Origin of the sequence: Gaetbulibacter sp. M235 (genome assembly GCF_043876835.1) — a bacterium.
Taxonomy (GTDB): domain Bacteria; phylum Bacteroidota; class Bacteroidia; order Flavobacteriales; family Flavobacteriaceae; genus Yeosuana.
Genome location: NZ_JBAWJZ010000012.1, coordinates 1 through 25676, shown reverse-complemented (window position 1 = coordinate 25676; position 25676 = coordinate 1). Strand labels below are relative to the sequence as shown.

Annotated in this window: 18 protein-coding genes and 1 pseudogene; 17 read left to right on the top strand and 2 right to left on the bottom strand. The window is 31.3% G+C overall.

What is annotated here, in order from left to right; genetic code table 11:
- The first annotated feature begins 326 nt into the window (after nucleotides 1–326).
- Nucleotides 327–1040, top strand: a complete 714-nt coding sequence (locus V8G69_RS15455) for a response regulator transcription factor (RefSeq protein ID WP_394883024.1) — start codon at nucleotides 327–329, stop codon at nucleotides 1038–1040.
- Between the two features lie 16 nt (nucleotides 1041–1056).
- Complete coding sequence (locus tag V8G69_RS15450) at nucleotides 1057–2550, top strand: ATP-binding protein (protein ID WP_394883022.1); 1494 nt, start codon at nucleotides 1057–1059, stop codon at nucleotides 2548–2550.
- Nucleotides 2551–2723: 173 nt separating this feature from the next.
- Here V8G69_RS15450 and V8G69_RS15445 read toward each other — a convergent pair whose 3' ends face one another.
- Nucleotides 2724–3203 carry a toxin-antitoxin system YwqK family antitoxin gene (locus V8G69_RS15445; protein ID WP_394883021.1) on the bottom strand — a complete coding sequence of 160 codons (480 nt, stop codon included), beginning with the start codon at nucleotides 3201–3203 and terminating at the stop codon, nucleotides 2724–2726.
- Nucleotides 3204–3704: 501 nt separating this feature from the next.
- Here V8G69_RS15445 and V8G69_RS15440 point away from each other — a divergent pair.
- The 4 genes from V8G69_RS15440 (at nucleotide 3705) to V8G69_RS15425 (ending at nucleotide 6138) form a co-directional block, all read left to right on the top strand.
- Entirely contained in the window at nucleotides 3705–3857 is a 153-nt protein-coding gene (locus V8G69_RS15440) for a hypothetical protein (protein ID WP_394883019.1), read from the top strand.
- A 24-nt stretch (nucleotides 3858–3881) separates the two neighbouring features.
- Entirely contained in the window at nucleotides 3882–4343 is a 462-nt protein-coding gene (locus tag V8G69_RS15435) for a DUF547 domain-containing protein (RefSeq protein ID WP_394883017.1), read from the top strand.
- 350 nt (nucleotides 4344–4693) lie between these two features.
- A complete protein-coding gene (locus V8G69_RS15430; protein ID WP_394883016.1) occupies nucleotides 4694–5164 on the top strand; it encodes a DM13 domain-containing protein in 471 nt (156 codons plus the stop codon).
- 116 nt (nucleotides 5165–5280) lie between these two features.
- The gene (locus V8G69_RS15425; protein ID WP_394883014.1) at nucleotides 5281–6138 is read left to right on the top strand and encodes a hypothetical protein; all 858 of its coding nucleotides are present in this window, start codon (nucleotides 5281–5283) and stop codon (nucleotides 6136–6138) included.
- A 442-nt stretch (nucleotides 6139–6580) separates the two neighbouring features.
- Here V8G69_RS15425 and V8G69_RS15420 read toward each other — a convergent pair whose 3' ends face one another.
- Nucleotides 6581–7261, bottom strand: coding sequence for a helix-turn-helix domain-containing protein (locus V8G69_RS15420; protein ID WP_394883013.1), 681 nt, complete (start codon nucleotides 7259–7261; stop codon nucleotides 6581–6583).
- 661 nt (nucleotides 7262–7922) lie between these two features.
- Here V8G69_RS15420 and V8G69_RS15415 point away from each other — a divergent pair.
- From V8G69_RS15415 to V8G69_RS15365, 11 genes and pseudogenes are all read left to right on the top strand, one after another.
- A complete protein-coding gene (locus tag V8G69_RS15415; protein ID WP_394883012.1) occupies nucleotides 7923–8189 on the top strand; it encodes a Rid family hydrolase in 267 nt (88 codons plus the stop codon).
- 531 nt (nucleotides 8190–8720) lie between these two features.
- A complete protein-coding gene (locus tag V8G69_RS15410; RefSeq protein WP_394883011.1) occupies nucleotides 8721–9317 on the top strand; it encodes an RNA polymerase sigma factor in 597 nt (198 codons plus the stop codon).
- Nucleotides 9318–9465: 148 nt separating this feature from the next.
- The gene (locus V8G69_RS15405) at nucleotides 9466–10686 is read left to right on the top strand and encodes a FecR family protein (protein ID WP_394883010.1); all 1221 of its coding nucleotides are present in this window, start codon (nucleotides 9466–9468) and stop codon (nucleotides 10684–10686) included.
- Between the two features lie 104 nt (nucleotides 10687–10790).
- The gene (locus V8G69_RS15400) at nucleotides 10791–14285 is read left to right on the top strand and encodes a SusC/RagA family TonB-linked outer membrane protein (RefSeq protein ID WP_394883009.1); all 3495 of its coding nucleotides are present in this window, start codon (nucleotides 10791–10793) and stop codon (nucleotides 14283–14285) included.
- 23 nt (nucleotides 14286–14308) lie between these two features.
- Complete coding sequence (locus V8G69_RS15395; RefSeq protein ID WP_394883008.1) at nucleotides 14309–15802, top strand: RagB/SusD family nutrient uptake outer membrane protein; 1494 nt, start codon at nucleotides 14309–14311, stop codon at nucleotides 15800–15802.
- A gap of 576 nt (nucleotides 15803–16378) precedes the next feature.
- Nucleotides 16379–17767 carry a TlpA family protein disulfide reductase gene (locus V8G69_RS15390; protein ID WP_394883006.1) on the top strand — a complete coding sequence of 463 codons (1389 nt, stop codon included), beginning with the start codon at nucleotides 16379–16381 and terminating at the stop codon, nucleotides 17765–17767.
- Nucleotides 17768–17892: 125 nt separating this feature from the next.
- On the top strand, nucleotides 17893–20703 hold the full coding sequence (locus V8G69_RS15385; protein WP_394883004.1) for a M16 family metallopeptidase: 2811 nt from the start codon (nucleotides 17893–17895) through the stop codon (nucleotides 20701–20703).
- A gap of 118 nt (nucleotides 20704–20821) precedes the next feature.
- Nucleotides 20822–22798 (top strand): protein-disulfide reductase DsbD family protein, encoded by a 1977-nt coding sequence (locus V8G69_RS15380; RefSeq protein ID WP_394883003.1) that lies wholly within the window; start codon nucleotides 20822–20824, stop codon nucleotides 22796–22798.
- A 531-nt stretch (nucleotides 22799–23329) separates the two neighbouring features.
- Nucleotides 23330–23770 carry a hypothetical protein gene (locus tag V8G69_RS15375; RefSeq protein WP_394883001.1) on the top strand — a complete coding sequence of 147 codons (441 nt, stop codon included), beginning with the start codon at nucleotides 23330–23332 and terminating at the stop codon, nucleotides 23768–23770.
- A gap of 6 nt (nucleotides 23771–23776) precedes the next feature.
- Nucleotides 23777–25279 (top strand): aminotransferase class V-fold PLP-dependent enzyme, encoded by a 1503-nt coding sequence (locus tag V8G69_RS15370; RefSeq protein WP_394882999.1) that lies wholly within the window; start codon nucleotides 23777–23779, stop codon nucleotides 25277–25279.
- A gap of 203 nt (nucleotides 25280–25482) precedes the next feature.
- Nucleotides 25483–25676 (top strand): annotated as a pseudogene (locus V8G69_RS15365) (IS6 family transposase); the annotation flags it as partial.

Here is a 25676-nt window from a genome sequence, read left to right as displayed (position 1 = left end):
TACAATCCTAACATTATTAAATTAAAATCAAGTTTTTTGCAAAAAAAATATGGTGTTCAAAGTTTAGTGACAGCTCGCTTTTTGTTGCAGATAAGGTATTAAAAGTTTTTTTATGGATTCAGTTTAACATTTAAATGGATGCCAAGGCATATTAGTATTAGCAGGTTGAATGAAAATTGCGGTTATGTGTATTAATAATTATGTTAAAGTTTTACTGATTCTGTAAAGATTTAGGAGAATGATAGACTTCTTTAATAAGTTGTCATTATAGATTTTGTAGAAAAGGGGATCTTTTCGTGATAATTTAAAAATAAATTCGCAAAACCATGAAAAAAGTGTTGATTGTTGAAGATGATCTTGAGATCATTTGTCTTTTGGAAATACATCTAAAGGATTTGGGTTGCCAGGTCATAACATCTACTCAGGGAGTTACAGGATTAAAAAAAGCCATTGAAGAGGCTCCTGACCTTATTATTTTGGATGTTATGCTGCCAGGAATGGATGGCATTGAAATCTGTCAAAAAATTAGAGCGAACAACATTATGTCTCCCATTATGATGCTTACCGCCCGCTCTGAAGAAATTGACAAGGTTTTGGGATTGGAAGTAGGGGCGGACGATTATCTTACCAAACCTTTTAGTATCCTCGAATTTATTGCACGTGTAAAGGCTATTTTTAGAAGACAAAAAATGGATGTTTTGGAGTCTTCACCAAAGAACAAAACAAAACTCATTGAATTTGATATTCTCTCTATTGACATAGAATTGCGCAAAGTATTTTTAGATGGGAACAAGGTGGAACTGTCTCCGAAGGAATTTGAACTTTTAGTTCTTTTGTCTTCCAATCCGGGCAAAAGCTATGATAGAACAAAATTGTTGAACATGATTTGGGGATATGATTTTCAAGGTTTCGAACATACAGTGAACTCTCATATTAATCGCTTGCGCTCTAAAATTGAACCTGATATGGGCAATCCAAAGTTTATTTTGACAACTTGGGGAATTGGATATAAATTCAACGAGGATCTCGTAAAGAGTTAAACAATAATAACAAATTATGAAAAACGAAGTACTTACAACGAGGTTTGTCATTAAGCTCATTCTTACTTTTCTCATTATTTTGTTAATTGCAGGCATTGGATACACAGTTACATCCATTTATTTTTCCAATCAATATTTTTATGAGACAACACAACGCTTGAACGCCAATCTGGCCCAGGATCTAATCGATGAAAAATTTAAAGATACTCATCCTTTTGATTCTACAGGGGCTGTAAACAAAGCACTTTTTGGAGATATTATGCATAACATGATGGCTGTGAATGGAGCTATAGAAGTGTATCTATTAGACAATAACGGCTTTGTACAATATTCTGTAGTCTTGGATCATGAAGCACCGAATACACAACAACGTAAGGTAAACTTAGAACCCATTCAAAAATTCATCAAAAACAAAGGTAATAGTTATGTGTTGGGAAATGATCCTAAAGATTTAAATAAAAATACAATCTTTTCTGCCTCACATTTTGTCAAAGATGGGCACGAAGGGTACATTTATATTGTTTTGGCTGGAAAAGACTTTTTAGCTACTCGAAATGATTTGTTTAATAGTTATTTTATTCGTTTGGGTCTTGGAGGATCCTTTCTTACTCTTATCTTTACAACACTTTTGGGAGTTCTAGCCATTTGGCATTTGACACGTAATCTTAGGAAAATTATTTATGCAGCCAAGCGTTTTCAAGAAGGAGATTTGAATTACCGAATAAAAAATGCCGATAAAAATGATTTAGCAAATGTAGCTAATACTTACAACAGTATGGCGGACACTATTTTATCCAATATTGAAAAAATTAAATCTGTAGAACAGCTGAGGCAAGAACTCATTGCCAATATATCACATGATTTAAGAACACCTCTTTCTATTATCCAAGGGTATATTGAAACACTTCATATAAAGGAATCCGAACTTTCTGTTCAGGAACGTGAAATGTATCTAAACACTATCTCCAAAAGTTGTGATCGGCTTTCTAAGCTTATTTTCCAACTTTTTGAGTACTCTAAATTGGAGTCAAATCAAATTAAACCGCAAAAGGAACCTTTCCTTATTAGTGAGTTAGTTAATGATATATATAGGAACTATTCTATATTAGCCAAAAATAAGAGTATTGATTTAGGATTGTCCATGGCAGATAACACACCTTTGGTATTTGCTGATATTTCTTTGGTAGAACGCGCAATTCAAAACCTTATGGATAATGCATTAAAGTTTACTCCTTACGGTGGTAAAATCACCGTAAAAATTAAAACTATAAATAATCGTGTGGAGGTTATTATCCAAGATTCAGGACCAGGAATCACACAAGAAGATCAGATTTTAATTTTTGAGCGTTATAAACAAACTAATACGGGTCAAAAAAAGAAAGGGGTTGGTTTAGGTCTTGCTATTGTTAAAAAAATTATGGAAATACATGACTGTAGTATAAAGGTTTTGAGTAAACCTAATGAAGGCACTTCATTTAGTTTTAGTCTCCCTATTCATGTCGTGGGTTAAATCTGTAATCTTTATCTTTTCAATCTGATAAAATATAGTTCCAAGTTAATGGAACTAATGGATTTTAGATATTACAAATTATTTAATTAAAAATAAGTTTATGGGAATATCTTTATAGGACATAAACTTTGTTAAATGATAAAAATTCAATTTTCTTAATATCCTATTATGTTTTATCTTAAATCGGACAAGTTATTTTCCCTTTTAAATCTATCAAATTCAAACCATTCTTTTATTTTTTTTCCATTAAGATATTTTTCAGCAGAAATCAATTTTTTGTTTGTATACTTTAGACAATAGCCGTGTTTCACTCCTTTTTTGAGTTGGCATTTGTGGTTTATTACCCCATTTTCATCGTAGAATAACCACCACATTGCTTTTTCTCCTTTTGAATAATGCCCCTCCATTTTTAAATAACCGTCTGATGTATAAAAATACCAATAACCAACTTTTAGATTATTTTGAAAACGTCCCTTTTTCATTAGGTTATTATTGGAGAAATAAAATTCCCAAAAACCTTCTTTGTTGGCTCCATTTTTCCACCCCTTAGATTTTAAATTGCCATTAGGGTAATAGTCTCGATAGTATTCTTTCTGAAAATTATCTTTGCTCAGAATGAAAAGAAACAAAAATCCAATAGTTATTGCTTTCAATATTTTATTTTCAGTTTATTCATATGATAATAAGTAGCATTATTTGCACACAAAAAAGATTTGGTGGTCATGTTAACTAAGAATTAAAATTAAAATAGTCTTTTAAAAACTCCTTCCACGACTTGCAAACTTTTAATGTGGATTTCAAAAAGGCCAATAGATTCAAAACGATTTGTAACAATCAATACCTACTTATAACACATCAAATTAAAGGTTAAAATATCATGGAATGTTCACAATTGTTATTAATAGTAAACAGATACTCCTCAAAGGCCGCTTTTGTACTAAATCCTTGCAATTTATCTTCTCTTTTTTTTAATTATAACAATCAACAGATTGAAAATGTTATCATTTTATGACTTTTACGAAACATTTTCTATATTAATTTGCAAACCAAGTATCAAATCAAATGGTATAACCTATAAAATATGGTTTCCTATAAGATAGACATGATAAATGACAACATATGCTTGGGCTTTAATTAAAAAAAAACGTAAAAACATGAAAACAGCAAAAATGCTCATTGCTATTATTTTGATAATAACAGTAAATCAAGGAATTGGACAGAATATTTCAAGATTTTTCAACAATGCTAACACTTTTTTTATGGCATATATTAAAAATGGACGGGTAGGTTATGAAGATATTAAATAAAATCCTGAAGATTTAAATGAGTCATTGGATTTAGCCCAAGACTTGCGAGTACCAAAAGAAAATCCTAAAATATATCAATCATTTTGGATTAATGCTTATAATTTATGCGTAATAAAAGGCATTGTGGAAAATTATCCGGTAAAATCCCCTTTGGATGTACAAGGTTTGTTTGATAAGAAAATTTTTATTATTGGAGGTGAGGAGCGTACACTAGATGAAATAGAAAATAAATTACTTCGAGGTAATTTCCCTAAGGAGTCTAGGTTTCATTTTGTATTAGTTTGTGCAGGCTTGGGATGTCCACCCATTATTGATAGGGCGTATTTACCTAGTACTTTGGAGGTTCAATTACAACAACAGACAAAGTTATCTTTGAACAATCCTGATTTTGTACGAATAAACGGAAATAAAGTGCTTCTTTCCCAAATTTTTGAATGGTGCATGAACGATTTTACTAAAGAAGGAAAATCTTTGGTTGGTTCGTGAATAGTTACCGAATAGAAAAGATTGCATCTAACAGTGAAGTGGAATTTTACCCATATGATTGGTCATTAAACAAAATCAGCTAGCAGTTTAAATTAATAGTTTTTTTACAAAAATCACGACCCGACCCGCGTCGGAGTTTTATCGGTGAATCATGATTGTCAATTTATAGTTTAGAATGAAATTACCTTAATATATAATAATAAGTATGAATAAAACGCAATTGTTTTGTTAAGGTTCTGTGAGTTTTTTGTGATAAGTTGGGACTATGTTTGCTAAAGAAACTTGATTTGATACATAAAGATGTAATCCAATTAGGTTTATATAAAAATAATTTAAAAAAACATTTATTTATGAAAAGAAATTTTTTTTCCTTAGCAAGTATGATTTTAGTATTCACTGTTGTTTTATTCAGTAGTTGTTCAAACAATGATTCAGAAACAATTACTGTTGAAGTTGATTCGTCTTTACCTATTGGAGCTTTTACTGTAGCAAAACAGGGAACTTTGACTGCAGAAAGTGGAACTCCTACAGAGGGTACAGTAGAATTGGGCACGGATACTAATAATACGTATTTTTTGCATTTTGCAAGTAATTTTAAGACAGAAACAGCCACTGGTACTGTTGCAATTTATTTATCAACTTCTGAAGTGTATACAGCAGATCCTGGTAATGGTAACCCAGATTTAAAATTGATAGGCAGCGTAACGAGCAATGGCGAAAGATACATTAAATTAAACGGAGCGCCTGCAGCTAAATTCACCCATGTTATTTTGTGGTGCGACACGGCTAATATTCCTTTTGGAAACGCGGAATTACAGTAAACTTTTTAAAGAGTTTATTAAACACCTTCAGAAGAAGTAGAGGATAAGTAAAACTTATATTTTTTCTCTACTTTCTTCCTGAGGGATTTTTTTTAACAAAAACAAAATTCAAAATTATGAGACAATATATTTTAACCTGTATCATTTTTATTTTAATGGTTTTTCAAGTAAGTGCTCAAAGTGGGTGGACAAGAAAAGCAAAAAGCTATTATTTGCTTAGTTCATTATCCTATTATTCTTCAAAGGATTATTATACAACCGAAGGTAATCTCTCTAACACAGGCTCCCGGTTTAACAGTAGCGCTCTTCTTTTCTATGGCGAATATGGGGTAACCGATCGAATTACAGCAAGTCTGGACTTGCCTGTAATAATGTTGAATAGTTTTAGCTCAACTGAAACTGTAGGCGGTGTTGGTAGTGTTAATTTAGGATTGAAATACAAGCTTTTTAAAAAAGCTCCTATTGCATTTCAGGCCATTTTTGAAATACCCACTAATAATGGGATTAACTTAGCCAGAGCTAAAAAAGCCAATGAACTGGGAACGTTTGATGAGATTAACCTGCCCACTTCGGATGGCGAGTTTAATGTGTGGGCAAATTTAATTGCATCAAAGTCTTTTCCAGATGGAAAAACCTATGGGAGTATCTATACAGGTATCAATTTTAGGACCAATTCGTTCAGTAATCAATTTCATGCAGGCGCTGAGGTTGGTCATCTCTTCTTTAAAAGGCTCTATTTGATAGGAAAACTTAGGATACAAGAAAAATTGGATTCAGGTAATGAAAATCAAAATGGATCCTTTTTGTATGGAGAAGGAACCACTTTTACATCCTTAGGACTTAATGCCATTTATAAATTGGGCAGGCATCTTAGTGTGCTTACTGGATATGCCGATTATACGGACCTATTGGTAAAGCGCAAAAATATTTATGACGGAGGTATTTTTACTTTAGGGATTTCATTTGGAATCTAAATATAGAAATTCTGGACCTTGATTAATGAACCTATAGATTTGGAAGTTAAAATAAGACAGTGGTAAGCAATATATAATTTGGCAATATCCTTGGTTTTATGAATATCTAACACCCTTTAGAAATTGAAATGGATTTGAGAATCAAAGGTTAACTAATTTATTTTGATGGGACAATTCTCTATGTTTTGATTTGTCCCATTTTTTTTATTTTAATTTTTATTATAGAAGGTAGCCACATAACAAAAAATAATTGCTTTGAGATAATATTGGTTGCTTTCTGATACTTCGCTTTTTGTTGGTACATTAAATTTAATCATGATTTCTGTTTTTAATATTTTGTTTAATAGTATTAATCATATAACGTTCTATCTTTTTTATTGAGGTAGTTCATAATGGAGTGATGATGGTGCAAAGATGCGATTAAAGGAAAGTAAAGTTTTAATCAATTACTCCCGATGAGTTGACAATATGTCCTACTGGTGATGTTTTTTTTGAATTCTGAAGGAAAAACACCTTCCTTTTTTTTAAAAAGCCTGCTAAAGGATTGAATATCTTCGAAGCCAATTTCATAAGCAATTTCTTTGATAGAATTATCTGTATATCTTAATAGTCTTCTAGCCTCCAACATAATTCTTTCTTGAATATAGTGTAATGGTGTTTTTGTATCCAATTTTGAAAATAGATTATAAATCGTTTTTGGAGATTTATTTAAGATTTCTGCATAATCTGACACTAAATGTTTTGTGTTAAAATATTTTTCCACCAAAAAGTTAAATTCTCTAACAATATTTACATTTACATCGTCAAGCATATCGTAATTGTTTTGATTTTTATAAATTCTGGTGCATAGAATAAGAAATCGTTTTAATAAAATCTGAAGCATTTCCAATTGCAATTTATCTTTGGAAACCATTTCATTTTTAAACACATTTATAAGATTTTTAAATATTACAGTTTTTTTTTCGGTAAGACTAATAACTGGAAGTTGTGAGGCTCCAAAAAAAAGAATACTTTTACAACTAATTTGGTTATCATGTTTAAGAATACAATAAAAAGAACGATTAAAGCGGATGAACTGAAGGATACCTTCTGAAACGATTTCAATAGTATGGAATTCTGTCAAGCAGACAATTTCGTTTTTTGTTAAAATGGATTTCTTTATTGTCAATCTTTAAAATTGTACGGTCATCAAAACACCATATGAGTGTTAAGCCACTCTCAATATTTTCCTTTAATATATTATTATTTGTATAATCAATGGTTTCAATTAGTAAATATTCATTGGTTGTTCCCTTATAAATCATGTTTATAATTTGTGTGAAAAATTTGAACTGTGGTAGTCGTAATCAATTTTTTAAAATTGCACTGCATCACTATATAAATGATCTTATTATACGAACAATCTGATACATGTTAACCTGCTTTTTAGAAGACTAAATTCTCTCAAAAATGGTTTTTTGTAATTCGTATAGTTAATTTAAGGAGGTCTAAATGTTTATCTACTATATAACCAGCTCTTTAAAAACACAGTAGGATTTTATTTTGGATTATGCTAATAAAAAATATCGTTATTTAGTCCAATATAGTGGAATCATCTTGTGTGAGAATACGTATTGTTGTCACTCCAAGATCAAAATTTTCTAGATTCAAAAACCATAGCCTATATTAGATGAGGTCCTTACGGGCAGAACCTTAATATAATTTTGGGAAATATAATGAATTGAAAATTAGATTTCAGTTTTCTAAAGGTTAAACAATTATCTGTAAATATTGAAGAAAAATATATGTCTGGTATAATACTGGAAGAAGGAAATTTAGCATTCTCTGATTTTTTTTCTGCTATAGAAAATGCTGAATTTGAAAGGGAAGATATTGTTTTTATTGATATTGCTTGTGATAATTTAAAAGGCTTATCTGAAATAATTAAGCTATTTGAAGAATTATTTCCTGAAAACAAACGACCTACGAGAACAATGTATCAAGTAGAAGCTATACCGTATGGTGGTAAAATAAAAATAACAGCAACAGCGGTAAAAGAATTAATTAAATAGCAAAACCAACAAATCTTATAAATGACTTTTTTACTTGTTTAACGTCCGTTGTATTCCAATTTGTTTTATGGAAATAATAATGAACTTAATTGTGTAAATAGCTAAATCCATTTAAACAAAATCTTATAAATTAGTGTTAGTTTTATTGATTTTAACAGGTGTTGAGCTATCTATAACTTACTTTGAAAATTAAATCAACTACTGAAACTAGTCAAAATTAACAAATTATTATAAGATTTCCATTACGTAAATTTAAGCTAAGGCCATTGATTAAAATGGTAATTCTGATAATTTAGAGATTAATGATATTTTTATCAAATAACCTTCATAAATTAGACAAAAAAAAATGTTATAAACAAAATATTTTTATCTTTAATTAATCAATTGAAATACCCTGAAATCTGCAAATGATTATGAGTTAATAAAATTTGTTAATATTGAACAGTTTTTTTAATCGGAGTTAGAATCGTTTATAGGGTAAATTTATTTTGAATTGATTTATGAAAATGTTTTACATGGTTAATATTGTTCATGTCGCAAATAGAAACATATAATGAAAAGTTACTGGTTCAGGAGTTAATAACTGGTAATGAAAAAGCATTTCAGAAGCTCTTTGATAATTATCATAATATTTTATATAAATACAGCTATAGTATGTTGTGTTCAAAGCCTTATTCGGAAGAAATAGTTCAGGACGTTTTTTTAAAGGTTTGGCTCAAAAGAGAGACCTTAAATCCTGACCTATCTTTCAAATCATTTTTGTTTACCATTACTAGAAACAATATTATTTCTTTCCTTAAAAGAGTAGCCAAAAACGAAAAAATTAGAGAAGAAATTTTTTATAATAGTCAAAAGTATGCAAATGCTGCAGATTTACATTTGATAGAGGCTGATGTTGAAGACATTAAAAAGGAAGCTTTGGACTTATTGCCTCCTAGAAGACGCTTAATTTTCGAAATGTCCCGTAATGAAGGAAAAAGCTATGAAGAAATAGCAAAAGAATTAAGGATTTCTACAAATACAGTAAGAAATCAAATTAGTATGGCTCTAGAAACACTTCGTGATTTCTTGTTAAATAACAAGGATATGCCTCTTTTACTATTTCTTTTTTATAAAAATTGGTTATAAAATCATAAATAGCCTTGTTTATTTTCAAATTCAGTTTTTTTAAATCGCGAAAACAATACAATCCATTGTTATAACTGAACAAAATCATTTTTATAGAGATCATCTTTAATGTATTTTATCTATTAGGCAAAAAAAAGATTAAATATGAATGGTACTATTTTTAGTTTCAAGAGTATTATATATAGATACCTGGATAAAAGTAAGACGAACTAAAATGAAAGATTTATTTATTAAATTTATAAACCGAGATTGCTCTGAAGAAGAGATTAAACAAATTGTTTCCTATTTTCAAAACTCAAAAGACTTTTCTGGTGTTCCAACAATCGAAGAAGTGGTCTTTCTACTAGATAAGTATCCGGACATGGAAGAAGCTTCAGCAAATCGAATAAGTAATAAAATTTTAAATAATAGTCAAAAAGTGCAATTAAAACCGATTAAATTGAGCTCCTATTTCTTGAAATACGCAATAGCTGCTGCACTGATAGGTGTATTAGCTGCTGCTTATTTCTTAAGAGATGTTTTATACAACATTAAAGATTCTAGTCCAACAATTGTAAACAATACTATTGAACCGGGAACAGACAAAGCTACATTAACCTTAGAAGATGGTTCTATCATAGCTTTGGAAAAAGGAAATACTTATCAAATGAAGAATGCCAATAGTAATGGAGAAGAAATTGTTTATGAAGCAGGAAAAGGACATACAAAGGAAATTGCGTACAACTATTTAACGATTCCTAGAGGAGGTCAATTTCATTTGATATTATCTGATAGCACAGAAATATGGCTAAACTCAGAGTCTCAATTAAAATACCCCGTGACTTTTTCAGAAGAAAAAACCAGACAAATAGAATTAATTTATGGCGAAGCATATTTTAATGTGTCTCCAAGTTCAAAACATCATGGAACAAAATTTAAAGTGCATACTGGTGGTCAAGAAGTTGAGGTTTTAGGAACTGAATTTAACATTAAAGCCTACAAAGATGAAGATAATATTTATACAACTTTAGTCGAAGGTAAAATCGAAATAAGCAATAAGGAAAAGAGTGAAATTTTAAAGCCTAACCAACAATCTATAATAGGAAAAACCAATTCGAATATAATTATAAAAAAGGTAGAGGTATACTCGGCAATATCATGGAAAAATGGTGTTTTCAACTTTAAGGGGATGTCTTTAAGACAAATGTGTAAGGTTTTATCACGATGGTATGATGTTGAGTTTGTAATTGAAAACCCAAACCTTCAAAATATCGCTTTTGTGGGTGTTATAAGAAAAGAACTAAGTATTGATGAAATTTTATCATCTATGATCAAATCAAGCCAAATAAGCTCGTATGAAATTAATGATAAAACAGTAATCATTAAATAAGATAAAGGGAACAAGCATAATAACGGTCGAATGTCTATAGCTTAATCCCCTTTTGTGAATTAATAATTAATTAAATGTTTAACTAACTAATAACAAGCAAATTTATGAAAATTAAATTGATTAATGTTCTTTTCTTTTTTAGAAAAAAACTATTACTATTCATTGTGAGAACTTTTATCTTCTTATTATGTATTTCTGCATTTGGTTTAGGACCAAATAATGTTTTATCTCAAAATTCAAAAATTATTGTCGACTATGATACAATAATGACTGTTGATGAAGTTTTTGAACTTATCATGAAGCAAACAGAATACAATTTTATTTATGAACAAGGATTGTTTAAAAACCTCCCAAAGGTGAAGCTATCGAGAGGTGTTATTTACACGAATGACCTTTTAAACAAATCATTATCTACTGGGGATTTCAATTTTGATTTAACAAATAATAATACTCTAATTATTAGAGAAAAAACTGAATCCGAAAAACAACAACAAGAAATTTCTATTTCTGGAACAGTAAAGGATAAAGACGGTTTACCTTTGTATGGAATTACTGTTTATACTACTAACAGAGAACCCGATTTTAATGATAGCAATATCAATCCAGACTTTCTTATTAGAGGCACTGCAACCGATTTTGATGGTAAATTTTCTTTAAAAGTTGAGGTTGATAATTATTTGGTAATATCTGGCTTGGGATATAAAACTTTTTCACAAAAAATTAATGAAAATCAAAAAGTATACAGTATTACTTTAAACGAAAATACAAGTAGTCTTGAAGAGGTTCTCGTAGTAGGATATGGTACAACAGTAAAAAAAGATTTAACAGGCTCTGTAGGATCGGTAAAAGCTGAAGATATCCAAAAAATAAAAACACAGTCCATTGAAAACTCATTGGCCGGACAAATTTCTGGAGTGTTTGTTTCTCCCGGTACTGGCGAGCCTGGTTCAGGAGGTACTGTTATTATTCGCGGTTTAAGTCAAATTCTTGGGGACAATCAACCCTTGTATGTAGTAGATGGGGTTCCTATTGTTGTAAACCCTAGGGTAACTACTGTTGGAGGCGAATTTCCTATAACTTTTTCAGGAACACGACAAAACCCATTATTAAGTATTGATCCTAATAACATTGAGCGCGTTGATGTACTTAAAGATGCTTCTGCTGCAGCGATCTATGGATCTAGAGCGGCAAATGGGGTCGTTCTTATCACCACTAAAAGAGGCAAAACAGGGCAAGCGCCAAGAATGTCCTTTTCCGTAAATACAACTTTACAAACGCCTTCTAATACAAGAGATTGGGCATCCGCATCAGAATGGAAAGGTTTTATGACAACCCTGGCTCAGTATGATTTGGATACCACAACATTGCCTGATTTCTTAATTCCTGATATATTAAGTAGTCAATATAACATTGTAAATGACCCGGCTAATTATTTTGGAAATGCCAATACAGATTGGGAAGATTCAATTATCAACGACAGCGCTATTTGGAATCAATACCGCTTAAGCATCAATGGAGGAGGAGATAAAGTGACTTATGCGCTTTCTACTTCAATAAATGAACAAGAAGGCGTATTGATTAAAAATAAGTTTACACGTTACAATTTTGCTGCGAGCATTGATGCCCAAGTAAAAGAAAATATAAAAATTGGAGGATCTGTAAACTATAATTATTCGGTAAATAAAACTTCAGGAATTTTAAATTTAAATGATGCAGGCTTCCGTCCAGATTTTCCGATTTATGATGAAACTGGTGAATTTACGTTTATAACTGGATTCTATTCCAATGATTTTAATCCATTGGGAGGACTTGGACGAAACAGAAAAAAGACTATTGGAAAAAACATGTTCGGGTCATTGTATGGTGAATTAAAAATTGTAAATGACTTTAAGTTTAAATCACAAATTAACTTGAGTTCAAATGATGATGACACAGAGTCTTTTGTTCCGTCATACAACAATGGTTATAATGCTAATGCTTATGGAAGACCTGGAGCAACCTTATATATCCAAAATAACAATACTTGGTCAGCATCCTTTGTTAACACAATAAATTTTAATAAAAAGATTTATAATCACAGAATTGATGCTGTAGTAGGTGTTTCTTGGGACCAATCTAAAGTAGAATATAATGGTGTAACTTACAGAGGTTTTCCTGACGACACAAATTTGATTAATACTGGTTCAGCGCAATTTGTAGAATTTCCTTCGAGCGCACATGAACAGAGTGGATTAAATTCAATGTTTTCCAGAGTTAACTACATATATAATGATAAATATCTAGTTACATTCACAGCTCGTAGGGATACCTCCACTAAATTTGGTCCAGGAAATCGATCAGGTTTTTTCCCTTCTGGAGCATTAGCTTGGAATGTACACAATGAAGAATTTTTTAAAAACCAAAATATTATAGATTTACTTAAAATTAGAACCAGTTTAGGCAAAACCGGATCAGATAATTTAGATTCATTTTCTTATTTAGCTTATTATAATACCGGAACATTTTATGCAGGAGAAGCTGGCATAACTGTTGATAAAATTCCAAATGCTAATATTAGATGGGAAGGAACTAATCAGTTCGATATTGGCTTAGAATTTGGGCTATTTAATAGCCGCTTAAATGGGGAAGTCGTTTATTTTGAGAAAAACACTTCAGATATAATTTTAAAAGTCCCTGTTCCTGCTGAAACTGGAAGTGGATTTTGGGATAGCAATGTGGCTGATGTAACAAATAAGGGCTGGGAAATTGTTTTAGGAGGAGATGTTTTAAGGACAAAAGATTTTAATTGGAACTCATCAATAAACATTTCGTACATAAAAAACAATGTTGATAGACTAAACGGTGGCTCGACCAACGGAGGTTCAAATATTGGAATTTTTGAAGGACATCCAATTGGTAGCATCGAAGGCCCTGTTGTCGTTAGTATTGCTCAAACCCAAGCAGAAATAGATGATTTGAATGCCGCTTCACCTACCGGAGTATATGATTCTAACTTAAAGTTACCGGGCGATTATATCTTTAAAGATCTTGATGGAGATGGTAGAATAACTACCGATGACCGTAAAGTATTGGGCGATATTAATCCTAATTATTTTGGTGGATGGAACAACAGAATTACATACAAAAACTGGGATTTTGGAATGAACTGGACCTTTGCCAGTGGTATTAAAAAGGATTATGAAGTTATCTCTTTTGGTTGGCCTTTTAATTCATGGGATGTCAATGTTGACAAACTAGCTATAAAAGAATCTTGGACCCCAGAAAACACAGGCGCCAAGTATGCCAGATTTGGTTCAAGATCAAATTTCTTCGCAAATAGCAGATCGGTAATGGATGCATCATATATCAAGTTGCGATATGCCTCTATAGGTTATAATTTACCAACAAATTTGATAAAACATTTGGGCATTTCAAGTGCGCATATTTCATTTAGTGGAAATAATCTTATTACAATAACCGATTATGTTGGTTTGGATCCTGAAGATGCGGCAAGAGATATTTTTTCAACGTCTGGTCATACGGCAAGACAATCAGGTGATGATGGTAGTTCATACCCAAACACTAGAACTTTTACATTAGGATTAAATATAACATTTTAGTAATAATTAAAGACATTAAGAATATGAAAAATTTTAAAAGAAAATTATTTGGCCTTTGTGTTATTATGTTAAGCACAGTGTTCTCTTGCCAATTAACTGAAGACATAGATGATTTTAAGCCCCTTTATTCTTTAGAAGCTGAAAATGCTATTGTAGATGAAACAAGTGCTGAAAATGCCTTAAACGGAGCATACGCAAAATATAGTCAAATAGCATTTTCTACGATATCAAGAGGGTTAATGTCTGGTGATATAATCGTAGGTGGTTATTATAACCGATTTCCTGAAATTGAAGGATGGTCTCTTAACAATCCTCCCTCTAATGTAGATAGATTTACCTTGAATGATTATTCCTCGATGTATAGTTCAATCAATAATTGTAATTGGTTGCTCCAAGAAATTGCAAAACTAGATGCTAGTGAGTTTTCAACTCCAGAACGTAAAGACGAAATAATTGGTGAGGCAAAACTGCTTAGGGCAAATACTCATTTTAAATTGTTACAATCATTTGGCCAGTTTTATGATATGAGTTCGACATTTGGTATAGATGTTAGATTTGAACCTGCTATAAGTGATAAGGCTTTACCAAGAAAGACAGTGGCCGAAACCTATGCAGCAATTCTTCAGGACATAAATGATGGAATTGCCATGGCACCAGATTTAAGAGGAGGGGTTAAAGGCTATGTGAATAAGTCGTTTGGTAAAGGATTAAAAGCTAAAATACTACTTTACATGGGTGATTATAGTGAAGCCGCTAGTATAGCAACAGATTTAATTAATACTGGCGGAAGCAATTTTGCTTTAAATCCAACACACGACGGTATATTCTTTCCTAAAAACTCACAAGCATTATTTATCCATCCCGAAATATTATTTGGTATTATGGGTACTCCAGATGCTAAGAGTAGCCTTTATATAGGGCCTAACATAGAAGGCGGTTTTTTTGGGTGGGATCCTTACAACGTTCTAACCGCTGTCAATGGTTCTATGGATGTAAATGGACAATCAATTAATTTTGACGGAAATAGGTTTGAAACTCTTTTTACCCCGTCGTCTATTTATGTTCCTAGAAAATATAGCACCAATTTATCTACTGAAACTCATGAAATGTGGATTCAGCTTCGCATGGCTGAAGTTTATTTAATTTTAGCAGAAGCTGATGCTAGAGCAAATAATGCTGTAACCACGGTTGCCTTAAATGCTCTAAATGCTGTTAGAACCCGTGCTGGAGCTACCACTACTGGGACAGATGGGTTTGAGACTTATCCTGCCAGTATTTCGTTAGACCAATTTTTAAAGGCTGTTCGCATTGAAAAACAAATTGAATTATATCTTGAAACGGGCGAATCTTGGTTCGATTTGGTTCGATATGACTTCATTGATGGATTTGGAACAGGATTCCAAGTATCGGATGTAAAACCATCGGCGACCAATCCAGAAAAATTCATTTTACCAATTCCAATAAAATCGGTTGAGGCCAGCGGTGGTGTTACGGTTCAAAACCCTTCTTACGAATGATCAATGATAGGATGACCCTTTTAATTTCTTCAGAAGGGTCGTCTTATTAGTAAGCAAGAATTTAAATTCCAAAAAGATGAAAAAGTACTCTTGGTTGGATAACTATGAACATTTTTGACCTTAAAATAGAAACTTATAATTGTTAAAGATCATAAAAAGACATACTTTATTGAAGACATAAAAAAGTTTCTTTAATAAGAATAACGTTTTATAATTATTGTCTATTAATGAATCATGTGAAAATTATGAATTCGTATAATGTATTGTGCCAATTATTAAAAACGTAAGGATGACTAAGAAATAAATGATTTTTGAATCAATAATCAAATAAAAAACAAAACAAATTTAAACCTTTTGCTATCGTAGAAGTATATCAATGTAATTATCAAGAAATAATTAATAATTAAAATCATTTTGAATTGATAAATATTACTTTTCTGTTGAAAGTAAAGGTTTTTTATAATTAAAAATTATGTTGAGTATGAACAATTAAAATATTGTTCTTGGGATGATAAAAATAGAAATCTCCAACATAGAGCTAAGCTTAAGTAACTAACAATATAAATATTTTACTAAATGAAAATAATTAAATACGCAATTTTTATGGTGGTTTTAACAGTTTTGTCCTGTATGGAAAAAGAACAAAAATTTGAATATGCTATTATAACTGGAAAATTTACTAACACAAAAGGAGGTGAATTGACCATTCAATCTTCCTCAGGATTTAAAAGGGCTGTCAGAATAAGAGATGATGGCTCATTAGCTGACACCTTGGATATTGCAGATGGTTATTATATCATCCGTTATGGAAAAGTAGGATCTGGACTATACATTGAAAAAGGATCTTTAATAAATATCACGGCTGATGAAACGAATTTTATAGAATCTTTAGCATTTTCAGGTGATTATTCCGAATTGAACAATTATTATGCTGAAAGAAGTAGGGTAGATTATAAATTCAGACATGGAATTAAAGAGTATTGTGAAAAGGAAGAAAATGAATTTGTAAACTTAATTTTATCTGATAAAAAATTGCTTGAAGATAAATTTGAATTAGTATCATATGTTCCTCATGAAATTAAGGTAAAAGAAAAAAGGCATTTAGTATATAATTATTTAGAAAAAAAATATATGTACAAAACTTTTTACCATAGCAAATTTGCAGGAAAAGAAGACTACGTAGCTTCTGAAAATTTCATGAAAGATTTGAAAGAAATTCCTGTTGATAGACCTGAGGATTACCAATACTCAAGTGCTTATAGTTATTTGATAAACGTATTAATTATTGACCCTAAAGCATATCAGATATACGAGGAAGATTCATCAAATAATTTTCTTTCCGCGTATAATAAATCGGTTCTACAATTAGAAAATGTGACTTTGAGAGATTTGGTGATATTTGATTATGTTAGAGGGACACTTCCTGAGGTAAAGGATAAAAAAGTTGTTTATGATAATTTTATAAAGATAACTTCAAACACAGAAACCAAAAATAAAATTACTGAACTTTACAATTATGTGTTAAGACTAGAGCCAGGAAAACCTTCACCACTATTTGAGAATTATGAAAATTATTCTGGCGGAACTATGTCCCTTGAAAGCCTAAGGGGGACCTATGTATATATAGATGTTTGGGCAACCTGGTGCAAACCTTGTATACGTGAAATTCCTTTTTTGCAAGAGATAGAAAAAAAATATCGTGGAAAAAATATTGAGTTTGTTAGTATTTCTATTGATAATAAAAAAGATTATAATAATTGGAAAAAAATGGTCGACGAGAAACAGATGTCAGGAACTCAGTTATTCGCTGATAGAGCATATAATTCTGACTTTATAAAGGCTTATAAGATTAGCGGAATACCACAATTCATATTGATAGATCCACAAGGAAATATTGTGTCTTCAAATGCACCTAAACCATCAGATAATAAATTAATTGATTTGTTTAATGGCTTAAATATTTAGTAAACAGAAAACACTTTCTTTTACTTGAATAGGTGTCTGTGTCTTAATAATTTTAAAAGCATTATTAAGTATAGATTTCAATAGAATGTCTATTATACATAAAACAATTTAAACATAAAGGTATTATGAAAATACAAACAAAAATCGGAATAGCTATTTTCTTTCTTTTAGCATTAATTCCTATGAAAAGACTTTTTGCACAAGAAGGCCTAATTAAATTTAAGAAGATTCAAGAATTAAAAGGGATAGAAGAATATTTATATGAACCTAACGGATTGAATTTATTATTATTGCAAGATAATTCAGCGCCAGTAGTAACAATACAAGTCGTCTATCATGTAGGTTCAAAAAACGAAACGCCGGGTAATACTGGTGCTACTCATTTATTGGAACACTTAAACTTTAAAGGCACACCTTCATTTAACAAACAAAATGGTAATGCTATATTTAAAGTATTACAGGACATGGGTGCTGAAATGAATGCAACAACATGGAATGACAGAACCAATTATTATGAAACAATTCCAAGTGATAAGATTGAAACTGCCTTACATATAGAGTCAGATAGAATGCGGAATTCTTTGTTGTTAAAAAAAGATAAGGAGGCTGAAATGACTGTGGTACGAAATGAATTTGAACGTGGCGAGAATAATCCAATCAATCTTTTATTTAAAGAAATCTGGGCAACAGCTTATTTAGCGCATCCATACCATCATTCCACAATAGGTTGGCGTTCTGATATTGAGAACATGTCAATAGAAACATTACGTAAGTTCTATAACACCTATTATTGGCCAAATAATGCAACCTTAACCATTATTGGTGATTTCCAAAAAGACAGTTTGTTTGGTTTAGTTGATAAGTACTTTGGAAAAATTGGGAAGGCTCCTCATGATATACCACAACCATATACGGAAGAGCCTGAGCAAGTAGGTCCAAGAAGAATTGTTATAAAAAAACCTGGGCAACAAAGTTTTGTTTCTATTGGTTATAAAATACCAGGCATGTTGCATGAAGATTTGTCAGCTTTAACCGTGTTAGGTAATATTTTAGGGAGTGGAACGTCATCAATTATAAATAGAACCTTTGTTGATTCAGGAATAGCATTATTTGGGTTTTCAGGTCCCTCAAACTTTAAAGAAGTAGGCTTATTTATGATTACACTTGGTTTTACGCCTGATAAAAATCATGAAGACATCAACATGGAAATGTTGAACATGGTGGAAAAAATAAAAGCAAATGGAGTGTTGCAAGATGACGTAGATCGCATAGTAGCTAAATTAAATACCCAAACGATTTTGTCCAGAGACGGTTCTGGAAATATTGCTGGTCAAATCAATGAGGCGATTGCTGGGGGAGATTGGACGAACTATTTTAACAGTGTAGAAAGATTAGGTAAGGTAACGGCTGACGATGTTAAGCGTGTAGCTAACAAGTATTTAATTGAAGAACAAAGCACTACGGGTTATTTTATTCCACAAGTTAATGGCGTTATTGTAGCAAGCAAAAATGAGGCACTAAACTTTAAGGCTAAAGATGGTAAATACTTTTTCAGAACCCCAGTTAGAGATGGTAATAGTTTTGAATTAAGAACCTTTGATAATGTATCTCCTAGGACCAGTTACAAGATCTCTTCTGTATACGGAACTAATGGTTTATCAGATAGAAGCAAACAATTTGATAGAAAACAAGTAGCCGGTATAGATGTGGTAACAGCAAAAACCGGGGCTAAAGATTTTGTAACGATTAGTGCAAGTTTTCCAATAGGAGATTATTTAAATAAAAAAGGTAATAAATCTGTACCTGACTTAACAACACAAATATTAAGTAAGGGCACTTCTAAAAATGATAAGTTCCAATTTTCTCAAAAACTGGAAAAACTAGGTGTTACAATTGATATTAATGCTGACACTCAAAATATAAATATCAATTTTAAATGCTTAACAAAGGATTTGAATATTGTTATTTCGCTATTGGCTGAAGAATTACGGTATCCTCTTTTTGACGCAAAAGAATTTGAATTATTAAAAACTCAAAATATTAACGGTCTTAAACGAGGACTTGAAGATCCAAATACACAAGCTTCAATTGCCCTTTCACAATCCATATATCCCCAAGGGCATCCTAATTATCGAAAAGACATAGAGTCTTCTATTAAGGATATAGAAGCTATGACTTTAGAAGATTTAAAAGGCTTCCATAAAACCTATTTTGGGCCAAAAGGTATGCATTTAGTAGCTGTTGGAGATGTTAATACAAAGAATTTGTATAGTACGTTAAACAAAGAATTTAGAGGTTGGTATGGGGGTATAACAACATTAGCTAAGTACGAAACACCAATTAAAGCAAATGCAATAACAAAAGTAATTACTATCCCTAAAAAGCCAAGTGCAGTCATGAATATAGGACAATACACAGGTATAAAAATAAAGGACAAGGATTTTTTACCATTTTATATAGGTGTCAATATTTTAGGTGGTGACTTTTCTGCAAGATTGATGCAAACCGTGAGAGATAGGGATGGTTTAACTTATGGTATTAATTCAAAACATTCAGGTCATAAAAATGCAGGAGGTTATTGGGAAATCGTTGCGACGTTTAACCCTAGTCTTTTTGAAAAAGGATTGAATGCCACGATGGCTGAACTTAATAAATGGGTGAACGAGGGGGTGACAATTGAAGAATTGATGACTAGAAAAACAAATTTAACAGGAAGTTTTAAGGTTGGTCTTGCTAGCACAACAGGTTTAGCTAAGACACTTTTAGATTTTATAGAGATGGATTTGGAACCTAGCTATATAGACCAATATCCTAAAGATATTGAAGCTGTTACTTTAAAAGAAGTGAATTCAGTCATCAAGAAATACATAAACTTAAATAAGTTGGTAATTATTAAATCTGGGTCACTTGATGAAAATGGTGTACCATCAAATTAAAAAACATCTTTATTAAACTGCGAGTTTCGTATTTTATTTTTTAATTGGTCAATAAACAAAAAGATGATAAAAGGGCTGTTGGTAAAATAATGGCCCTTTTTTAAAAGCTACTAAAAACATGAAAAAGATTTTTCTTTTATTAACAGTAATAGCCTTATCATTTTCTGCGTATTCACAGATACTTGAGCCTGTAAAATGGACTACTTCTGTAGAAAAAATATCAAACACTGAATATGAATTAATTTCGAAAGCGACCATAGAATCTGGCTGGCATTTGTACTCTCAGTCAGTTCCAAAACATGGGCCAATTGCTACAACATTCATTTATGATGACAGCGAGGGATATTTTAAAGTTTCCGGAAATACATTAGAAGAAGATGGCCGTACCATAGATGATCCTGTTTTTGAAATGAAAATAAAGTTCTTTGAAAAAACAGCTACATTCAAACAAAAAGTAGAAATTAATGAAGGCGTAACAACAATAAATGGACTCGTAGAGTTCATGGTCTGCGATAATTCAAGGTGTATGCCACCAAAAGAAGTCGATTTAGTGTTTAATTTATCAGAGGGATCAAAAGCAGTTACAATTAGTGCTGAAAAGCAAAACAAAAAAGAAGCAACTTTAGCATCATCTTCTAAATCTAAAGAACCAAAAAAAGGACTTTGGGGCATCATTTTTATTGCTTTTTTATCAGGATTTGCAGCCTTGTTAACACCATGTGTGTTTCCTATGATTCCAATGACTATAAGCTTTTTCACCAAGCAGAGTAAGACCAAGACTCAAGGTATTAAAAATGCTATTATTTATGGAGTTTGTATTATTGTAATTTATGTGCTTTTAGGAACTGTTGTAACTGGGATTTTTGGAGCTGATGCATTAAATGCACTGGCTACCAATGTCTGGTTTAATATCATTTTCTTTTTATTATTAATCATTTTTGCAATTTCCTTTTTAGGAGCTTTCGAAATCATGCTACCAAACTCATGGGCTAATAAAGTGGATTCTCAAGCTGATAGAGGCGGACTCATTGGAATTTTCTTTATGGCGTTGGCTTTAGCGATAGTATCATTTTCATGTACAGGACCTATTGTAGGAACTTTATTAGTTGAAGCGGCATCAAAAGGAGGATTAGCCCCAATTATAGGCATGCTAGGTTTTTCTTTTGCAATTGCCTTACCTTTTGCCTTATTTGCAGCCTTTCCTGGATGGTTAAATTCACTTCCAAAATCCGGAGGCTGGTTGAATACCGTAAAAGTTGTACTAGGATTTTTAGAACTAGCTTTAGCTTTTAAATTCTTATCACAGGCAGATTTAGTATTACAGGCCCATTTTTTAGAACGTGAAATTTTCCTTGCTATTTGGATTGCCATATTTGGCGTATTGGCACTGTATCTGTTTGGAAAAATTCAATTGCCTCATGATTCTCCACTGTCAAGTATATCGGTTGGTCGCTTGGGGCTTGGTCTTATTGTATTGTCATTCACAATTTATATTATTCCTGGTTTATGGGGCGCTCCATTAAATTTAATTAGTGCTTTTCCACCACTTCAAGACTATAGTGAGTCACCTTATGGTGTTGGGTTTTCAAAACTTGGGGGAAGTGAATTAAAAGCAATTAAGGAAGATTTACCAAAAGGAGCACATTTACTGGCACCACATGATATTTTAGCATTTAACGATTACGATAAAGGATTGGCCTATGCTAAAAAAGTGGGCAAGCCAGTGATGTTGGATTTTACAGGATGGGCTTGTGTAAACTGTAGAAAAATGGAACAAAATGTATGGCCAAAATCAGATATATTAGACATCTTAAAAAATAAAGTAGTTTTGATTTCACTGTACGTTGATGATAAACGTATGTTGGAAGAGGGAGATATAGTTGAGTCTAAATTAAATCCTGGTAAGCAATTAAAATACATAGGTCAAAAATGGAGTGAGCTACAAACCATAAGGTACAAGGCGAACTCTCAACCTTTTTATGTGTTAATGGATCACAATGGAGAGAATCTTTCTGAGCCTGTTGTATATACACCAGATTCTGATGTTTATTATGATTGGCTAAACGACGGTATTTTAAAATTTAAAAAGAATTAATAATTCTTTGGTAAGAAAATACAATTCAAGGATTATTAATATTTTAAGGCTTTAAAATTAGGTTTGATGTATTTTATTTGAAACTCAATTAATAGTTGAATAAATAGAAATAATTATGTAATTAAATTTTTTATGGCATTTGGTAATACTTGGTGTAAGCAGAAATATATAAGCATAAAATATATAAAAATAATGCAATGTCAAGGAGGGAATGAATAGTAGTTTTTTGTCTATTAATTTAAAAAATAAATTTTGATTGGTTGTTTATTCTTAGTTAATAGTTAAAAACAATCATTCCCTTTAAGACTATTAAAATAGACAATAGTCAAAACATTTATAATTAAAAAATAACGAACTACGAAGCTTTACATTCAAAATATATTTTTGGATTAATCATCATGAAAAATTTAGTTTGATTTAGGCATGGTATTCTGATTAATAAATGGTATATCATGCATTTTTATTGAAAGTTTAAGTAAGATTAAAACCAGAAAAGAAACATGTAATATTAAAATCAAAACTATAATTTAAATGCTAAAAAATTTTAAAGTAATTAAAAATCTATTTAAATCTCCAAGACTACTGCCAGACCCTGTCAATTGGAAGTTCATTGTAAAAAAAGCAAACACCAACAATTACTATATCCATATGATGGCGTTTATAGAATCACCTTGGAGATTATATGCACAAGCTTCATCAGAAGATGATCCTTTCCCAACAATAATTAGATTTGAAGGCAACCCATTTGTAAGTTTTATAGGAAGGCCAAGAGAAATAGGTAACGTAAAAGAAACCTATGAAGAAACGTATTCCACAATTACACATTTTTATACAATAGCGGTCGACTTTGTGCAGGAGGTTGAAATATTAACAAAGTCAGAATTAGTGAAGGGTAAGGTGACATATATGGAATGTAACGGTATAATTGGTAATAACCTGAAGGAAATAGTCTTTCAAGTGGAATTAAATTAATAGGATATGGAACAATTAAAAAAAAGGAAGGATTGTGTCTGGCCTAAAGGAAATGATCTTGAAAACTACTTTGAACAATTTCGAAAACACATCATAGGCATTAACCAGAATTTTAAATCACCATATGGAGAAAAGGAAATCATATATGCTGATTGGACTGCTAGTGGCAGATTATTCAGACCTATTGAAGAGAAAATAATAAATGAGATAGGGCCTTTTGTAGCCAATACACATACGGAAACATCTATAACAGGTTCAACTATGACTATGGCTTATCACGAAGCAAGAAACATTATAAAAAAACACGTTAATGCTTCAAAAGATGATGTTTTGATTACCGTAGGTTCTGGTATGACTGGTGCTATCAATAAATTTCAGCGTATTTTAGGTGTCAAGGTAAATGAAAATTTAAAAAGACACACTGTAATTCCGCAAGAGAGAAGACCAATTGTTTTTGTGTCTCATATGGAGCATCATTCTAACCATACTTCTTGGATGGAAACCATTTGTGAAGTTGTGATTATCCCCCATAATGAAGAAGGGCTGATAAGTATAGAAGCTTTGGATAGATTATTAAAATTAAACCGAAATCGTCAATGTTTGGTGGCTATAACAGCTTGTTCTAATGTTACAGGAGTAATAATCCCAATACAAAAAATTGCAGTGGTAGCACACCTCAATGGAGCAATATGTATTGTGGATTATGCTTGTAGTGCACCTTATGTAGAAATTAATATGCATAAAAATGAAATGGAATTTCTTGATGCCATTGTATTTTCGCCTCATAAATTTTTGGGAGGACCTGGGACATCAGGTGTCCTTATTTTTAATAAACATTTATACAAAAACCAAATACCTGACCAACCAGGAGGAGGGACAGTGATATATACAAATCCTTGGGGAGATCGTAAATATTATGAGGATATAGAAATAAGAGAAGAAGGTGGTACACCTGGTTTTCTTCAAACAATTAAAATAGCATTAGCCATTCAATTAAAAGAGAAAATGGGTATTGATAATATACTTGCTAGAGAACATGAAATTAACAACTATGTTTTTAAAATGCTTTCAGAAATTAAAGGCCTGAACATTCTTGCCAAAGAGCACAAAGATCGTTTAAGTATATTTTCATTTCATATTAATGATTCACATTATAATTTGATAGTAAAATTATTGAATGACCTTTACGGAATTCAAACACGAGGAGGGTGTTCTTGTGCTGGAACCTATGGACATTATCTATTGAATGTTGATAAAAGCACATCTAAATCCATTGAACAAAAAATAGTAGAGGGATGCTTCGTGGATAGACCAGGATGGATTAGAATGTCGTTTCATCCTACCATGACTAATAGGGAAATAGAGTATGTATGCGAAGCAATTAAAGACATAGTAGAAAATATTGAGAGTTTGAGTATGTCCTATACTTATGATGTTCTTAAAAATGAGTTTGTATATCATAATAAAAGGAAATTGAATTATAATATTATTCAGGGTTGGTTTGATTGAAATAAGTTCAACTAAATAATTATGTGTAATTTATAGAGAATATTTATTATAAATTAGAATTTATTAGTTTTACACCATTTCATAAAATAATAATCAATTTTGAGCAATTGAGATTTTAAGGTTTTACGTTATAGCTAAAAAAAATGGTTCTGTCGCATCTAAATTAGTAAAAATAGAATTTTTGTATTTTTAAGACAAAAACAATGTTCAAAGGTCACACATTTCCCAAGTCAGTAATTATGCAAGCTATTTATTTCAAGTTCAGATTTGGGCTTAGCTATAGGGAAATTGAAGAGTTGATGGCCATAAGAGGAGTGAAAGTAGACCATGCAACTATTCAAAGGTGGGTCTTTAAATTCAGTCCACAATTGGAGGCTTCATTCCGAAGTAGGAAGTA

What these genes read in the sequence shown, in the direction of transcription:
- V8G69_RS15455 (WP_394883024.1), top strand. Translation starts at nt 327, where the DNA reads ATGAAAAAAGTGTTGATTGTTGAAGATGATCTTGAGATCATTTGTCTT.
- V8G69_RS15450 (WP_394883022.1), top strand. Translation starts at nt 1,057, where the DNA reads ATGAAAAACGAAGTACTTACAACGAGGTTTGTCATTAAGCTCATTCTT.
- V8G69_RS15440 (WP_394883019.1), top strand. Translation starts at nt 3,705, where the DNA reads ATGAAAACAGCAAAAATGCTCATTGCTATTATTTTGATAATAACAGTA.
- V8G69_RS15430 (WP_394883016.1), top strand. Translation starts at nt 4,694, where the DNA reads ATGAAAAGAAATTTTTTTTCCTTAGCAAGTATGATTTTAGTATTCACT.
- V8G69_RS15425 (WP_394883014.1), top strand. Translation starts at nt 5,281, where the DNA reads ATGAGACAATATATTTTAACCTGTATCATTTTTATTTTAATGGTTTTT.
- V8G69_RS15415 (WP_394883012.1), top strand. Translation starts at nt 7,923, where the DNA reads ATGTCTGGTATAATACTGGAAGAAGGAAATTTAGCATTCTCTGATTTT.
- V8G69_RS15410 (WP_394883011.1), top strand. Translation starts at nt 8,721, where the DNA reads ATGTCGCAAATAGAAACATATAATGAAAAGTTACTGGTTCAGGAGTTA.
- V8G69_RS15405 (WP_394883010.1), top strand. Translation starts at nt 9,466, where the DNA reads ATGGTACTATTTTTAGTTTCAAGAGTATTATATATAGATACCTGGATA.
- V8G69_RS15400 (WP_394883009.1), top strand. Translation starts at nt 10,791, where the DNA reads ATGAAAATTAAATTGATTAATGTTCTTTTCTTTTTTAGAAAAAAACTA.
- V8G69_RS15395 (WP_394883008.1), top strand. Translation starts at nt 14,309, where the DNA reads ATGAAAAATTTTAAAAGAAAATTATTTGGCCTTTGTGTTATTATGTTA.
- V8G69_RS15390 (WP_394883006.1), top strand. Translation starts at nt 16,379, where the DNA reads ATGAAAATAATTAAATACGCAATTTTTATGGTGGTTTTAACAGTTTTG.
- V8G69_RS15385 (WP_394883004.1), top strand. Translation starts at nt 17,893, where the DNA reads ATGAAAATACAAACAAAAATCGGAATAGCTATTTTCTTTCTTTTAGCA.
- V8G69_RS15380 (WP_394883003.1), top strand. Translation starts at nt 20,822, where the DNA reads ATGAAAAAGATTTTTCTTTTATTAACAGTAATAGCCTTATCATTTTCT.
- V8G69_RS15375 (WP_394883001.1), top strand. Translation starts at nt 23,330, where the DNA reads ATGCTAAAAAATTTTAAAGTAATTAAAAATCTATTTAAATCTCCAAGA.
- V8G69_RS15370 (WP_394882999.1), top strand. Translation starts at nt 23,777, where the DNA reads ATGGAACAATTAAAAAAAAGGAAGGATTGTGTCTGGCCTAAAGGAAAT.